The organism is Lancefieldella rimae ATCC 49626 (genome assembly GCF_000174015.1).
GTDB lineage: Bacteria > Actinomycetota > Coriobacteriia > Coriobacteriales > Atopobiaceae > Lancefieldella > Lancefieldella rimae.
In genome coordinates, this window is record NZ_ACFE01000002.1 from 132,027 (window position 1) to 146,372 (window position 14,346).

Here is a 14,346-nt window from a genome sequence, read left to right on the forward strand (position 1 = left end):
GAAAGACGGACTGTACTGGGTAGGCGGGGGATCTGCCTACCCAGTTCTACATATAGGTTTATGCGTAGGTTGGGTGTTTCAGAGTGAGGATCAGTATGGCAAAAACCCAAAGCGCTCGACTTGAGCGAAAAAAGCTCCTAGGCGATCCAATCTTGGTATCGACCATTGTTGTTCTTGTCGCCTTCCTTACCCTTTTTATTCTGTATCCTCTTGCCATCCTTATGGTTGACTCAGTGGTTTCAGACCAAGGGATTACGCTTGATGTGTTCACGCGCATTTTGGCCATGCCCACGTTCACGCGTGCCATTACCAATACACTGAAAGTTGGATTTGCCGTTGGCATTCTGTCAGCGCTTGCGGGTTTGCTGTTTGCCTATGTAGAGGTGTATGTCAAGCTCCGTACGCGATTTATGACAGGGCTTTTCCGTGTGGTCTCCATGCTGCCCGTTGTTTCTCCGCCTTTTGTGCTGTCGCTTTCCATGATTATGATGTTTGGCAAAAAGGGTCTCATTACACGCGGACTCTTGGGAATTTACGACAATAACATCTATGGGTTTTGGGGTATTTTTATCGTTCAAACCATGACCTTTTTTCCCGTGTGCTACATGATGCTCAAAGGTTTGCTCAAAAACATTGATCCGTCTTTGGAAGAGGCTGCACGTGATATGGGAGCAAGCCGCTGGAAGGTGTTTACCAGCGTTACGCTGCCTCTTATTTTGCCGGGTTTAGGCAACGCCTTCCTTGTTTCGTTTATCGAATCCATCGCCGACTTTGCCAATCCCATGATTATCGGTGGTTCGTACGACACCTTGGCAACAACAATTTATTTGCAGATTACCGGAGCATATGACAAGCAGGGCGCTGCCGCAATGGCCGTTATTCTACTTTCCATTACGCTGCTCATGTTTGTGGTTCAAAAGTTTGTACTCGAGGCAAAGAGTACGTCAACCCTTTCAGGTAAGGCAACACGTGCGAGGATGCTCATTACCGACAATTCCGTGCGCATTCCACTTTCCATTCTGTGTGCTGCGGTGGCTCTTTTTGTTGTCGCCATGTACCTCTGTGTTCCGTACGGTTCATTTGTTCGCTCCTGGGGTTCAAACTACGAATTGACAACCAAATGGTTCACGCAGGTATTTACTAAATATCATGGTCTGCAAGCGTTTAGTGATTCGTTTATGCTGTCGCTCATTGCAGCTCCCATTACCGCCCTGCTCTCAATGATTATCTCGTATCTGGTAGTAAAACGTCGTTTCCGCTTCCGCGGGTTTATCGAGGCCGTTTCCATGCTTGCCATGGCGGTTCCCGGTACGGTTTTAGGCGTTGGCTATATCCGCGGCTTTTCCAGCGGCATCATGCATACCGGGGTTTTGCAAGGTTTGTATGGTACGGGAATCATTTTGATTATCGTATTTGTGGTGCGCTCTCTTCCTACCGGAACCCGCTCGGGTATCTCGGCGCTTCGCCAGATTGACAAGTCTATTGAAGAATCCGCCTATGATATGGGTGCCGATAGTTTTAGGGTGTTTATGACGGTTACGTTGCCGCTGATTAAAGATTCGTTCTTGTCCGGTTTGGTAACAGCGTTTGTGCGCTCCATTACCGCAATTTCCGCAGTTATTCTTTTGGTCACACCGCAGTTTTTGCTTATTACGGTGCAGATCAATGAGTTTGCGGGCAAGGGTTCTTATGGTATGGCCTGCGCTTTTGCAACAATTTTGATTGTTATTACATACGGCTCGGTCTTGCTCATGAACTGGGCCATTAAACACTTTGGCACCAGTCGGGCACTCAAGGAGGAGTAGCACATGGCTATAGAGAAAAAGGGCGTACGCCTTGAGCATCTTTCTAAGATTTACCAGGATCAAAAGACCGGCAAGGATTTCTACGCGGTTCAAGATGCCAACATCAGCATTGCCCCCGGTGAGTTTGTAACGCTGCTTGGTCCTTCCGGCTGCGGTAAGACTACCATTTTGCGTATGATTGCTGGTTTTGAGAGTCCTGACGAGGGAAAGATTTTTCTTGGCGACGAGCAAATCGACGAGCTCACGCCAAACAAGCGCGATACGGCTATGGTGTTCCAAAGTTATGCGTTGCTGCCGCACTACAATATCTTTGACAACGTTGCATACGGCCTTAAGCTGCGCAAAATGGATAAAGCAACAATTCGCGAGAAGGTCCTTCATATCCTTTCGCTTGTTGGACTTGAGGGTATGGAAGAGCGCATGACCAACCAGCTCTCAGGCGGACAGCAGCAGCGTGTTGCTTTGGCGCGTGCTTTGGTCATTGAGCCGAGCGTTCTTCTTTTTGACGAGCCTCTTTCAAACTTGGACGCAAAACTGCGCGTTGACATGCGTAATGAGATCCGTCGCATCCAGCAAGAAGCAGGCATTACCGCCATTTATGTTACGCATGACCAGTCAGAAGCGATGGCACTTTCCGACAATATCATCATTATGAAAAAAGGCGTCGTGGACCAAATCGGCGATCCGCAGACGGTGTATTATCATCCCGCAGATGAATTTGTCGCAGACTTCATTGGAGAGTCAAACTTCTTGCATGCAACGGTTACAGACAAGATTGACGCAGATACGGCGCTTTGCAGTTTTGAGGGTCAAGATTTTGAAGTATGCGGATGTTCGCATGTCGAGAAGGGCAGTGCGTGCTGCATTGTTTTGCGCCCCGAGTCTGCTCGTCTCGCCGACACGGGCGTTCTTTCTTGTGAAGTGGTGCTGTCCCGTTTTATGGGGCATTATCAAAACTACCAGGTCATGGTTGGAGATACGCTCATTAAGATTACGGATTTCAATCCACGTACCCATAAGATTTACAATGTAGGCGACCATGCGTTTGTCGACTTTACCAAAGATGAAGTACACGTTTTGTAGATATCGATAAGGAGTGTTTGTGTCAGGGTCGTCACAAAAATCGGAGGATCGCCGCGACGGCATTTCCCCCGAGCTTGATGAGTTGTCGTCTGAGCTCATGGGCGATGCGTTTGATATTCTTGCCGACGGAGGCGAACTGAACGTACGCTTGGTCGTTGAAGACGAGGCGAGAAACGTAGCAAGCTACGAATTTGCTGACGATGGTCCGGAAGCTCTTTTAGACGGAGCACACCGGCGCATTGTCGCGCTTGTAAAACAGGCGGGAGACGCCGAGCAGGGACTTGGTAACCCCCTTCGGTATGCTCTTGTGTATGAAGGAGCCATAGCGGATGCCGAGGGCGCCTATCAAGACGCTCTCATTCTTGAGTTTGGCGAGAAGAACTACCGGAGTTTTTCGGCATATTCGCTGGTGGATGGTAAGGGAGAAGGAGAAGGGTTTACCTGGACCGAGCCCGCTCCTGCAGGAGAGCTTGAGCCATTGCTATAAGAGATTTCTTTGGGAATTCCGTATGCACCTCCGCGACGATTCCATGTAAAATGCCGTCTATCGAAAATAAACTCTGTATTTATCGGTGATTTTGGACTAAAGTACCAAAGCTAACCGTTTAAAAAGCTGCGCGCGGGTGCTTCTTGCCACATGTGCAGACAGGGAGAAATGAAGTTTATGCGTCAAGAGAACATCAGAAACATTGCCATCATTGCCCACGTTGACCATGGTAAGACAACGCTGGTTGATCAGATGTTGAAGGCAACGGATGCCTTCCGTGAAAATCAGCAGGTTCAAGAACGTGTTTTGGACTCCAACGATCAGGAGCGTGAGCGCGGAATTACCATTCTGGCAAAAAACATTTCCATTGAATATAAGGGAACTAAGATCAATGTCATTGATACGCCGGGTCACGCTGACTTTGGCGGCGAGGTGGAGCGAGTGCTCAAGATGGCAGACGGTGCTCTTTTGCTTGTTGATGCCGCCGAAGGTCCTATGCCGCAAACGCGATTTGTGCTTCGACACGCCATCGATGCGGGCCTTGCCATCATGATGGTGGTCAACAAGATTGACCGCGACGGAGCCCGTCCGGAAGAGGTTGTGAATGATGCCCTTGATTTGATGATGGACTTGGGCGCATCCGATGAGCAGCTTGAATTTACCATGGAACACGTGGTCTTTGCGTCTGCGGTAAACGGTTATGCACGCCTTGCGCCCGACGATGACAATAAGGACATGTTGCCTCTTCTCGACATGATCGTTGAGGGATTGCCGGCACCGGAGGTCGATATTGAAGGGCCGCTGGCAATGCAGTGCGTTACGATTGACCACTCAGATTATGTGGGCAGAATCGGCATCGGCCGCGTATATTCCGGCACGATTCACACCGGCGATAAGATCTTGGTGGTAAAAAATGACGGCTCACGTGCAATGGGTCAGGTCAAGCAGCTCTTTACCTTTGACTATCTGGGCAGGAAGGAAACTTCTGAGGTTGCGGCCGGAGACATCGGAGCCGTGGTAGGCATTGATTCCACCGATATTGGCGATGTTTATACCGATCCGGAAGATCCCGTTGAACTTGAACCGATAGAAATTGACCCACCCACGCTTTCGATTATCTTTGAGCCATCAAGCTCGCCTTTGGTAGGGCGTGAGGGTGATATTGTTGGCGGCCGTCAGCTTAAAGAGCGTCTGATGAGCGAGGCCGAAAATAACGTTACCATGCACATTGAGGAGCTTCCCGATAAAACGGGAATTGAAGTTTCCGGACGCGGCATTCTGCATCTCTCTGTTCTCATGGAAACAATGAGGCGTGAGGGCTTTGAGTTCCAGGTGGGTCGCCCCCGAGTTCTCTTTAAGAAAGACGCGCAGGGACACAAAGTTGAGCCTATAGAGCAGGCCGTTGTTGAGTGCCCGGGAGAGTATTCCGGCAAGGTTATCGAGGTGTTTGGTAACGCTGGCGGCACCATGGTGAGTATGGACACGGGCTCCACGCAGACACATCTTGAATTTAAGATTCCAACCCGTGGCATCATGGGCCTCAAGACGCGCGTTTTGAACGTGACGCACGGAGAAGCGGTTTTCTATCACACCTTCCTCGAATATGGTCCGTTTGCCGGCGATATTGGCGGCAGGCAAAACGGAGCCATGATTTCCATGTCTACCGAGAAGGCCGTGGCGTATGCGCTTGGCACCCTACAAGAGCGCGGACAACTCTTTGTGGGGCCGGGAACCGAGTGCTATGAAGGCATGCTTGTTGGTGAGAGATCAAAGCCCGGCGACATGGTGGTAAACATTGCTCGTACTAAAAATTTGGGCAATCAGCGCTCGTCGACGGCCGATATTTCGGTGCAATTAACGCCGCCGAGAACCTTTACGCTTGAAGAGGCGCTGGAATATATCATGGATGATGAGCTGGTTGAAATCACACCGGAAAGCATTCGTATGCGCAAGCGTATTCTGTCTGAAACCGAGCGTCGTAAATGGGCGGTTCGTAACGGTAGAGTAAAGAAATAGCGCAAGAAGAGCCTTCTCTTCTCGCCAACTCATATGGGCATATTTTGGCCGTACTTATTTGTGGTGTGTGTTGCGTGGCTGGCTTGTGACGCCGTCGGCATGCTCTTCTTGCGTGAGTTTCGAACCTGGTTTTTGGAATTTGCGAATTCGCTTCATGACGTGCGGCGTAAGGTCAACATCTGCAGGTGAGAGCACGCCGTAATGGAGTGACCAGCGACGCAAGCCAACGGTTACGACGACACAAATAATGGCCGCCCACGGCTTTGATATATGCGCGCACGTTACGCTTGCCCAATACGATGCGGATCCTGCGACCGCGCAAAATGCGTACAGGTTGCTCCGTTGGAAGATGCGCGGAATATCACCCAAGAAGACGTCCCGGAGCATACCGCCGCCCACACCGGTTACGGATCCCATCAAGATGACAGACATGGGTAGGAGGTGGTAGATGAGTGCCTTATCCGTACCAACTACCGCAAACAGAGCCACGGAGATAATGTCAACCCATTCGAGTGCTCGTGGAAACACGTCAAGGGGCCGGGGGAACAAAAAGATGATAAGAGCGGTAAGAACTGCGGCAGGTATTGCGTATGGGCTGTCAAGCATATAAACGCCGCCATGCTGCATCATGACGTCGCGAATGAGCCCGCCTCCAAGACCGCCGAGAAGACCCAATCCAACAAATCCCACTAAATCCAGGTGCCGCTCTCTGGCTACGATGATGCCCGCAAGCGCGCCGACGATGACTGTTGCAAGGTCAAGCCAGGAAGGAACGGCTACGGAGATATAATCCATTCCGTATGGCGAGAAGAATGGTGGCATGTTAACCTCCGCAAATAGTCCACGAGCAATACGTACGACGCTGATATTTTTGCACGAAGTGTTTTGCGCGTATGTGCGAGTAATATCAGAACAGACTCATACTATACCTATGTTTTCTCGCTACTTTACATGGAAGTAAAAATCACCGTGCGTTTTACGGAGATTTCAGTTATACTGACCAATGCACTTTATATGGAGAGTTGTCCGAGTGGCCGAAGGAGCACGATTGGAAATCGTGTAGGCGCCTAAAGCGTCTCCAGGGTTCAAATCCCTGACTCTCCGCCAGAGCATTCACGGCGCCTACGGGCGCCGTTTCACCCTCGGAGGGGTGGCAGAGTGGTCGAATGCGGCGGTCTCGAAAACCGTTTACCCCTTCGGGGGTACGAGGGTTCGAATCCCTCCTCCTCCGCCATGTTGTTTGTTCTTTCCTACAAAAAATGTTAGCCTTTTTACAAATACGCCTACTGTTTAGGGTATTTGAAAGGAGATTTTATGATTATTAACGATCAAGAGCTCGAGGGTTTTTGTCGAGATCGTTATTTTGTTCGTGCACTGAGACTAACTACCAAAGAAAAGGGCTGGTGGAAGACACCAATTCTTCTCTTGCTTGCCTGCTTTGTTCCTATTGTTGGTCCTCTGGGAGCCATTGGATATGTCCTTGAATGGATGAGGTCTATCGCATGGGGGAATAATACGGGGCTTCAAGACAATAAGATTGGAGTTGCTCAGTCAATTGCAAGCGGCTGGCGAGCGTTTGTCATAGGTCTTGTGTATCTTGTAGCATACGGCCTGGTAATTTTTATTGCATTTTTGATTCCGGTGCTTAACGGTAGTCTGGTACCGCTTTTGATTGTCTTAGGGTTGCTTCTGACATATTTCGTTGGTATCGCACAACTTCGCGCGACTATCTACCAGAAAATCGGTGCAGGCTTTGCTGTGAAACCAATTATTCAGATGATGAAACATGACTTTTTAGGATTGGGTCGTATTTTCTGTCTTAGTATCGTTATCAATTACGTGGCCAGTATCATCAGTTCTATCTTTATGGCAGGCTCTCTTTTCTCATTTGTAGTTGCCCTGATGGGAGAGGGATTTTTGCCCGGAAGAACCATGACGGTAAGCACGGCACTGCGCATAATCGCAACGGCTTCGTCGATGACGGCACCGTCGTTTATCTTAAATTCTATTATTGCGGGAGCAGTGAGCGTGGCTCTCAATCTTATCGTTAACGCAGCACTTGGTCTCTGGATGCGTCAGTTTAACCTTCCTGCGTGGGGACAGAGCAAAGATCCGCTGCCTCCGTTTATCTATGATCCTCGAGATGAAGCCTTGTCACAGCAAAGCGCCGCACTCCCGCAGTCCGTACAGACCGAGACTCAAACTGAGCCAACAGAGAACCCCAACACGGTGGTTTCCGCTGAGACGCAGCCTACGTATGGTGCTTCCACAACGGTGACAGAGTCAGGAGACAATGTAGCCGCGCAATCCGACCGTACAGTGTCGCAGCCTGAGGTTGTTGAAAATCACGGTGAGGAAGCAGGCGAGAAGACCGCCGGCAATGATCCGTTTGCTCCGATACAGTAATCGTTTGGTGGATAAATAGCACAAAAGACAAAGCAAATCTTTGTTCTTGATACGGTCATCATGCAGATTGTGTGATGACCGTTTTTCTTACATAATGGATACTCACAAAGAAAAGCACTCTTTACCAGCAAAATGTTGAAAACCAAGGAAAAACTCGTCAGGTTTTGGTCAGAATTCGGTCAAATTGATGTAATAGGCTTGATATGTGGATGTGTATTTGGGAGTGAATCTGGGGATATGGGCTCCAAAAGCGCGTTTATATGGTATGATGCTTGGTTGAACCTTTCCTGCTTCGGATGCACCTTCACTCTCCGAAGCCATTAGCCCAGAGGAGGTGACCATATGAAGGCCTATGAACTGCTGTTTTTTGTTGACCCTTCCTCTTCAGAGGAAGTCCGCGCCGGTGTCATGAAGCGTATTGATGTAGCTATTGCTGCTGAGGGCGGTAAAGTCGACAATGTCGAGGATTGGGGCAAGCGCAAGCTCGCTTTTGAGATCGACAAGCTTACCGAGGGTGACTATACCCTCATCAACTTCCATGCAGATCCAACGCAGATTGCAGAGCTCGATCGAGTTTTGCGCATCAATGACGCTGTCAAGCGCCATATGATCGTGCGTCGTGTTGACAAGGACTAAGTCCGAGTGGAAGGTGGATGTAGCAATACATCTGCATTGAGAGGTAGTGAGAGTATGAGCATTAACAGGGTAAATATTTCGGGCAACCTTACGCGTGATCCCGAGCTTCGCTCTACAGCGGGCGGCACTCAGATTCTTTCGTTCGGTGTGGCCGTCAATGATCGCCGTAGAAATGCGCAGACAGGAGAATGGGAGGACGTTCCCAACTTTATTGACTGCGTAGTATTTGGCCAGCGTGCTGACGCACTTTCCCGCTTCCTCTCCAAGGGTTCGAAGGTTGCCATTGAAGGCAAACTTCGCTATAGCACTTGGGAGACAAGAGAAGGGCAGCGTCGCAGTAAGCTTGAAGTTGTTGTTGATGAGGTTGAGTTTCTTTCAAGAAATCAGCAGAACAACGGAGCTCCTGCGCCGGCTCCTGCAGCTCCGGCTGTTGGTGCAACGCCAAATGCTCCGAGTTATTCTGCACCGGCTCCACGCGCTGCCGCTCCAGCCCCGCAGGCACCAGTCGCACCGGCGGCCGATGTCTATGACGAGGATATTCCGTTTTAATCAAAGGATCTTTTCATACGAAGGATCGAAGAAAGGTACAAGACATGGCTCAGCAGAAGCAAGATTTTCAGCGCCAGCCGCGTCGTAAGTATTGCCAGTTCTGCAAAGAGAATACTGAGTATATTGATTACAAAGACACTCAGCTTCTTCGTAAGTACATGACCGATCGTGGCAAGATTAAGCCCCGTCGTGTCACTGGCGCTTGCACGCAGCATCAACACGATATTGCACTCGCTATTAAGCGTGCTCGTGAGATGGCGCTTCTACCGTATACCGTTGCGGTAGTTTCAAGCCGCGGAAACCGTAACCGCGGATAACCTGAAGAAAGAAATGATGCACTAACGTATGGATAGCAAGCGTGACAATACCGGGGTACCCCCTGTTCCGCAGGGAGTAAAGAGAAGCTCAAACGATGTCTCTCAAACGATGTTTGGCCACAAAGGTCGCATCGTAATACCCGGTGCTGGGCGCGTAAAGGCGCAGAAGCAACCGCCTCTGTGGCAAGGCCTCCTTTTGGTGGCTTTAGGAGCGTTTGTCTGTTCATATTTCACTTTTATCGGCGCCGCTCTTATAAGTTATGGAGCCGTTGTTACGTGCTACCAAAAGACCTTCAAAGAGGCTCTGTATACTTCAGGAGTCATACTTCTTGTTGCCGGAGGAGCAAGCTATCTACTTGGTGAGCCAGAGGTGCTGATAAGTTCAATTGGTGCCGCCGGCATCGCAATGAGCATAGGTGTTTTGGTTGCGCGAGGAGTGCTTACCGTCGGCAAACAGATACTGATTGTTGGCGTGGGAACGCTGGTCCTTTTGGGCGGCTATGAACTTCTCGCTGTGGCAGAAGGATCATCCGTATCAGCTCATGTGCAAGAGGCATTTGAGTTTTACCGCACACAATATGTGGGGTCGTCAGTGAATAGTGCAGAAGGCTTTGCCTATCTGAGGGTACTTATGCAACTTCTTTGGCCAACGGGCTTTACGATGGTGTCAATTTTGTACTATCTCATTGCCCGTATTGGTGCGCGGGTGGCGTATCGCTCTTTTGGTGGCGAGAAAAAACATCTCTCGCGCTTTGTAGAGACGGACGTGCCACTTTGGTTTGTGGCACTTGGCATCGTTGCACTCGCTGCATATGCGGCGAGCCCAGAGGTTCCTCTGTACAAAGACATAGTGCTTATGAGCGCACTCAATGTACTTGTCTTTGTAAGGCTTGTCCTTGCGGTGCAGGGGATGGCCGTTGGCGTTTGGTTCATGCAACGTCGTAAAGCTTCTCCGATAACAACAATGTTTCTCTTCATTTTTGCAGCATTTCTTGAAATTCAGGTTGGTATGTTAGCTTTTGTTGGTCTTATTGATATTTGGGCAAACTTTCGACATATATCACGAGGGAGAATGCCTGATAACAAGAAGACCACTGACACAGAACATCAATCGGCTCAAACCGATTGACCTAAGGAGTTCCCATGAAAGTAATTCTTTTGGGCGAGCTTCGTGGTAAAGGCGGAGAGGGCGACATCGTAGAGGTCGCTCAGGGCTATGCAGAGAACTTCCTGTTCCCTCAAAAGATTGCCCAGCCTGCTACCCCGGGTAATATCAAACAGCTTGAGGAGCGTCGTCACAACATTGCTAAGCGTGAGGCTGAGCGATTTGCAGACGCAGAGGCTACCAAAGCTGCCCTTGATGGTAAGCTCGTCGTTGTTGATGCCAAGATTGGCGAGGAAGGCCAGCTCTTTGGTTCTATCACAGCAGCACAGATTGCTGAGGCAATTAAAGAGCAGCTTGGTGTTGAAATTGACCGCAAGCGTATTGTCCGCAGCTCTTCCATTAAGACCGCAGGTCGTCACGATGTTGTTGTTGATTTGTATCGTGAAGTTGAGGCAGTGGTAACCGTTCAGGTTGGTCCTGATGAGACTGCAGAGGTTGCCGAAGAGCCAAAGACCGATGAGGCAGAAGAGGTCCCCGTAGCACAGGATGAGCAACAGGAAGAGGTTGCACCTGAGGCTGAGCCAGCGGAGTAGTTTTTAGCGGATTTTCAGAGGCCTTGAGGTAGGCGATGGAGAACTTTTTGTCAACTGGGGTTTTCTACAAAATTACCAGTTGAGTGAAAGAGATAACCATCAAATATCGTGCATGGTACGTAAAAATACACCCCGGATACAGAAATGTATACCGGGGTGTTTTACCTTTGGTTTTATGAAAAGACTATTTTTAGCATAGATTACCTGCGGTTTCTCAAAGTCAATGCATAAAACGTGCAGGAATCCTGCATGGATGGAGGGCGTTGTGCATAATGCGGACAAATAACAAGTTATGGAGGTTTTGCCGTTAACCAAAAAAGATGAAAATGTTGAAAACGTTGAAAACTTATCGAGATACCGCTCAGGGATAGCATCTCATCAAAAACAATGTTGAATACTTTTTTGGGCATACCATTTGCCAGAAAACTCACATTTCTTTGGTGCAAAGTGCGCTAGTATTCTCTTTCACGGATTGGTAGTGATTGGATAGGTATGCCTGAAAATAACGTCAAACAAGATCTTGTACGGGACATTAATCCCACGCGCCTGACCGCTCTTGAAAAAGTTGCCATGCCTCAAGATCCTGAGGCGGAAATGTCGGTACTTTCTGCCATGATGTACGATGAAGATGCTCGTTCGGAGTGCATTGTGCGCCTGACGGAAGAAGATTTCTATACACCATCCAACCGCTATATCTTCAAAGCGATAAAAACCCTCTTTGAACGCAACAGTGCCGTTGACCCCCTTTCGGTTTCCGATACGCTTAAGAGCAACAGAGAGCTTGAAAAAGCAGGCGGTCCCAATCGCATTGCAGAGCTTGGCGGCGATCCTCTTGCGCGAGTGGGCTGGCAATATCACGCGGATATGCTCCACCGCGACAAAACGCTTCGCAAGATGATTTCTGTGGCAGCGCAAATCTCGGCTCTTGCCTACGATGCTCCGGAGGATACAAAAGAGGTCGTTGATGCGGCACAAAAGCTCATTTTTGACGTAACAAATGCCGACGTGTCGAGAAGTGAGCAACCAATTTCAGACATTATGGGAAACCTGTATCGCGAGCTGGCAGAAAATGCGAACAAGTCCGAAACGGAGCTCGGGGTTGAAACGGGCTTCCCTTCGGTGGACGCCGCTCTTTTGGGTTTGCGTCCCGGACAGATGATAGTTGTCGGTGCACGTCCGGGTGTGGGTAAGACCTCCTTCGCACTTAACCTGGCGGTTCAGGCAGCTGCCAAGGGCGCAAGTGTGGCGTTCTTCTCGCTTGAGATGAGTAAAACCGAGATTGCGCAGCGTCTTTTGGCGGCATCGTCACGAGTTTCTTTGACATCCATCCGTTCGGCCAAGATTGCCCCCGATGACTGGCCTCGCCTCGCGGCGGCTTCATCTGCAATTTCCAACTTAGACGTTATGATTGACGATACGCCCGGCATTACCGTTACCGAAATCCGAGCAAAAGCACGGCGCATGCTCCACGGGAAGAAAAAAGGCGTTGTAATCATTGACTACTTGCAGCTGTTGTCGCCCCCTTCAGGGCAAAGGCGTGCGGACAGCCGTGCCACTGAGGTTTCCGAAATGTCGCGCGGCATTAAAATTATGGCAAAAGATCTCCAAGTTCCGGTTGTGGCACTCTCGCAGCTGAATCGAACGCTTGAAAACCGTACCGATAAGCGCCCGCAGCTTTCCGACCTGCGTGAATCAGGAGCCATTGAGCAAGATGCAGACATTGTCATCTTGCTTGACCGCTCCATGAATGAAGAAGAGGCGGCTCGGGAAAAGAGACCTGACATAGGCGTGACAAACCTTATCATCGCCAAGAACCGCTCGGGTTCTCTTGCCGACATTTCTCTGACGTTTGTGGGGTCCTCCACAAAGTTTGTAGAGGTTGTGTCGGGATACGATGATGCCGATGGCATTGCCAAACAACAAGAGGAAACCGGCGCGTATACGCAATGATGTCTCTGTGATGTGAGATGTGCGATACATTCCGGCACGTCAGTGTTCTATACTGAATAAGCAACCCGCTGTGGTTGTATGGTAGGTAATAACATACTGCGATAGGGGAGAAGTTATGTCAGCTTCCGTTCTTGTGGGCACTCAGTGGGGCGACGAAGGAAAAGGTAAAGTTACCGATCTTATTTCCGGAGATTTTGACGTTGTGTGCCGGTATGCCGGTGGTGCAAACGCAGGACATACGGTTATTGCCGGAGACACTAAGCTTGCGCTTCATCAGGTACCCTCTGGCGTTATGTATGAGAATACCTATCCCGTCATTGGCAACGGTTGCATCGTTGATCCTGAAATTCTCTTGGGCGAGATAGACATGCTGGAGGCACAGGGTATTTCGTGCGATGCACTGAAGATTTCCGGTAACGCCCACATCGTGATGCCATATCACAAAGATTTGGACGGAGCCCACGAGAAGAAGCTTGGTAAGAATCTTATCGGCACCACCAAGCGCGGTGTAGGCCCTACGTATATGGATAAGATGAATCGTACAGGTCTGCGTATGCAGGACATGCTTGACGAGAAGATCTTCCGTAAGAAGCTTGATGCCGCACTTGAATACACAAACCCCATTCTTGAGCTGGTATACGGAATGCCTACCTATACGGTCGAGCAGATCTGCGAGACGTATTTGCCTTATGCGGATCGTCTGCGTCCCTATATCGTCGAATCTTCTCTGTTTTTGAATGAGCAGCTTGAGGCCGGAAAGAACATTCTTTTCGAGGGTGCCCAAGCAACGATGCTTGATATCGATCACGGTACGTATCCGTTTGTAACGTCTTCCAACTGCACTGCCGGAGGTGCCGTTACGGGATCCGGCATCGGTCCAACCAACATTGACCGCGTGCTTGGTATTGCCAAGGCATACCTTACACGCGTGGGATCGGGCCCGTTCCCAACGGAACTTTTTGACGAAACGGGAGACCTTCTCGGTGAGGTTGGTCATGAATATGGCGTTACGACCGGCCGTAAACGGCGTTGTGGTTGGTACGATGCGGTGGTCGTGAATTATGCCGCCCGAGTCAACGGCCTTACCGACCTTGCAATTACCAAACTGGACGTGTTGGGATGCCTCCCCGAAATCAAGGTATGCGTGGCTTACGAGTGCGATGGCAAGAGGTATGAAACCGTTCCGGAGCACCAGAGTGTGTTTTACCACGCAAAGCCCATCTACGAAACATTGCCCGGATGGGAATGCGACATTTCAGATGTCCGCAATTTCTATCAGCTCCCACGTGAGGCAAAAGATTACATTGACTTCTTGGAGCAGCTGGCAGGCGTGCGCATATCAATCATTACCGTTGGCCCCGAGCGTGAACAGACTATCGATCGCTACTGGAGGTAATAC

Annotated in this window: 13 protein-coding genes and 2 tRNA genes; 14 read left to right on the forward strand and 1 reads right to left on the reverse strand. The window is 49.8% G+C overall.

Features of this window, described 5'->3' with window-relative positions; all coding sequences use genetic code 11:
- Window positions 1-95 precede the first annotated feature (95 nt).
- The 4 genes from ATORI0001_RS03370 to typA all read left to right on the forward strand — a co-directional run bounded on the left by ATORI0001_RS03370 (window position 96) and on the right by typA (window position 5,391).
- Window positions 96-1,805 (forward strand): ABC transporter permease, encoded by a 1,710-nt coding sequence (locus tag ATORI0001_RS03370; protein ID WP_003149623.1) that lies wholly within the window; start codon window positions 96-98, stop codon window positions 1,803-1,805.
- Between the two features lie 3 nt (window positions 1,806-1,808).
- Window positions 1,809-2,888, forward strand: a complete 1,080-nt coding sequence (locus ATORI0001_RS03375) for an ABC transporter ATP-binding protein (protein ID WP_003149594.1) — start codon at window positions 1,809-1,811, stop codon at window positions 2,886-2,888.
- A 19-nt stretch (window positions 2,889-2,907) separates the two neighbouring features.
- Complete coding sequence (locus ATORI0001_RS03380) at window positions 2,908-3,375, forward strand: hypothetical protein (RefSeq protein WP_003149174.1); 468 nt, start codon at window positions 2,908-2,910, stop codon at window positions 3,373-3,375.
- Between the two features lie 177 nt (window positions 3,376-3,552).
- Window positions 3,553-5,391, forward strand: a complete 1,839-nt coding sequence (gene typA / locus ATORI0001_RS03385) for a translational GTPase TypA (RefSeq protein ID WP_003149433.1) — start codon at window positions 3,553-3,555, stop codon at window positions 5,389-5,391.
- 54 nt (window positions 5,392-5,445) lie between these two features.
- Here the strand turns inward: typA and ATORI0001_RS03390 are convergent, their stop codons facing one another.
- Complete coding sequence (locus tag ATORI0001_RS03390) at window positions 5,446-6,213, reverse strand: trimeric intracellular cation channel family protein (RefSeq protein WP_003149033.1); 768 nt, start codon at window positions 6,211-6,213, stop codon at window positions 5,446-5,448.
- Window positions 6,214-6,407: 194 nt separating this feature from the next.
- Here ATORI0001_RS03390 and ATORI0001_RS03395 point away from each other — a divergent pair.
- The 10 genes from ATORI0001_RS03395 (at window position 6,408) to ATORI0001_RS03440 (ending at window position 14,343) form a co-directional block, all read left to right on the forward strand.
- Window positions 6,408-6,498: transfer RNA gene (locus ATORI0001_RS03395), tRNA-Ser, on the forward strand.
- Between the two features lie 37 nt (window positions 6,499-6,535).
- A tRNA-Ser gene (locus tag ATORI0001_RS03400) sits at window positions 6,536-6,625 on the forward strand.
- A gap of 80 nt (window positions 6,626-6,705) precedes the next feature.
- The gene (locus tag ATORI0001_RS03405; protein ID WP_003149593.1) at window positions 6,706-7,797 is read left to right on the forward strand and encodes a DUF4013 domain-containing protein; all 1,092 of its coding nucleotides are present in this window, start codon (window positions 6,706-6,708) and stop codon (window positions 7,795-7,797) included.
- Window positions 7,798-8,139: 342 nt separating this feature from the next.
- A complete protein-coding gene (gene rpsF, locus ATORI0001_RS03410) occupies window positions 8,140-8,433 on the forward strand; it encodes a 30S ribosomal protein S6 (protein WP_003149278.1) in 294 nt (97 codons plus the stop codon).
- 54 nt (window positions 8,434-8,487) lie between these two features.
- Window positions 8,488-8,982, forward strand: coding sequence for a single-stranded DNA-binding protein (locus ATORI0001_RS03415; protein ID WP_003149040.1), 495 nt, complete (start codon window positions 8,488-8,490; stop codon window positions 8,980-8,982).
- A 44-nt stretch (window positions 8,983-9,026) separates the two neighbouring features.
- Window positions 9,027-9,299 (forward strand): 30S ribosomal protein S18, encoded by a 273-nt coding sequence (gene rpsR, locus ATORI0001_RS03420; RefSeq protein ID WP_003149321.1) that lies wholly within the window; start codon window positions 9,027-9,029, stop codon window positions 9,297-9,299.
- A 28-nt stretch (window positions 9,300-9,327) separates the two neighbouring features.
- Window positions 9,328-10,428 carry a DUF2232 domain-containing protein gene (locus tag ATORI0001_RS03425; RefSeq protein WP_003149427.1) on the forward strand — a complete coding sequence of 367 codons (1,101 nt, stop codon included), beginning with the start codon at window positions 9,328-9,330 and terminating at the stop codon, window positions 10,426-10,428.
- Window positions 10,429-10,442: 14 nt separating this feature from the next.
- On the forward strand, window positions 10,443-10,997 hold the full coding sequence (gene rplI / locus ATORI0001_RS03430) for a 50S ribosomal protein L9 (RefSeq protein ID WP_003149548.1): 555 nt from the start codon (window positions 10,443-10,445) through the stop codon (window positions 10,995-10,997).
- Window positions 10,998-11,489: 492 nt separating this feature from the next.
- A complete protein-coding gene (gene dnaB / locus ATORI0001_RS03435) occupies window positions 11,490-12,947 on the forward strand; it encodes a replicative DNA helicase (RefSeq protein ID WP_003149326.1) in 1,458 nt (485 codons plus the stop codon).
- 115 nt (window positions 12,948-13,062) lie between these two features.
- Window positions 13,063-14,343, forward strand: coding sequence for an adenylosuccinate synthase (locus ATORI0001_RS03440; RefSeq protein WP_003149109.1), 1,281 nt, complete (start codon window positions 13,063-13,065; stop codon window positions 14,341-14,343).
- Window positions 14,344-14,346 lie beyond the last annotated feature (3 nt).

Coding starts and splice junctions, on each gene's coding strand:
- ATORI0001_RS03370 (WP_003149623.1), top strand. CDS start 96: ATGGCAAAAACCCAAAGCGCTCGACTTGAGCGAAAAAAGCTCCTAGGC.
- ATORI0001_RS03375 (WP_003149594.1), top strand. CDS start 1,809: ATGGCTATAGAGAAAAAGGGCGTACGCCTTGAGCATCTTTCTAAGATT.
- typA (WP_003149433.1), top strand. CDS start 3,553: ATGCGTCAAGAGAACATCAGAAACATTGCCATCATTGCCCACGTTGAC.
- ATORI0001_RS03390 (WP_003149033.1), bottom strand. CDS start 6,213: ATGCCACCATTCTTCTCGCCATACGGAATGGATTATATCTCCGTAGCC.
- ATORI0001_RS03405 (WP_003149593.1), top strand. CDS start 6,706: ATGATTATTAACGATCAAGAGCTCGAGGGTTTTTGTCGAGATCGTTAT.
- rpsF (WP_003149278.1), top strand. CDS start 8,140: ATGAAGGCCTATGAACTGCTGTTTTTTGTTGACCCTTCCTCTTCAGAG.
- ATORI0001_RS03415 (WP_003149040.1), top strand. CDS start 8,488: ATGAGCATTAACAGGGTAAATATTTCGGGCAACCTTACGCGTGATCCC.
- rpsR (WP_003149321.1), top strand. CDS start 9,027: ATGGCTCAGCAGAAGCAAGATTTTCAGCGCCAGCCGCGTCGTAAGTAT.
- ATORI0001_RS03425 (WP_003149427.1), top strand. CDS start 9,328: ATGGATAGCAAGCGTGACAATACCGGGGTACCCCCTGTTCCGCAGGGA.
- rplI (WP_003149548.1), top strand. CDS start 10,443: ATGAAAGTAATTCTTTTGGGCGAGCTTCGTGGTAAAGGCGGAGAGGGC.
- dnaB (WP_003149326.1), top strand. CDS start 11,490: ATGCCTGAAAATAACGTCAAACAAGATCTTGTACGGGACATTAATCCC.
- ATORI0001_RS03440 (WP_003149109.1), top strand. CDS start 13,063: ATGTCAGCTTCCGTTCTTGTGGGCACTCAGTGGGGCGACGAAGGAAAA.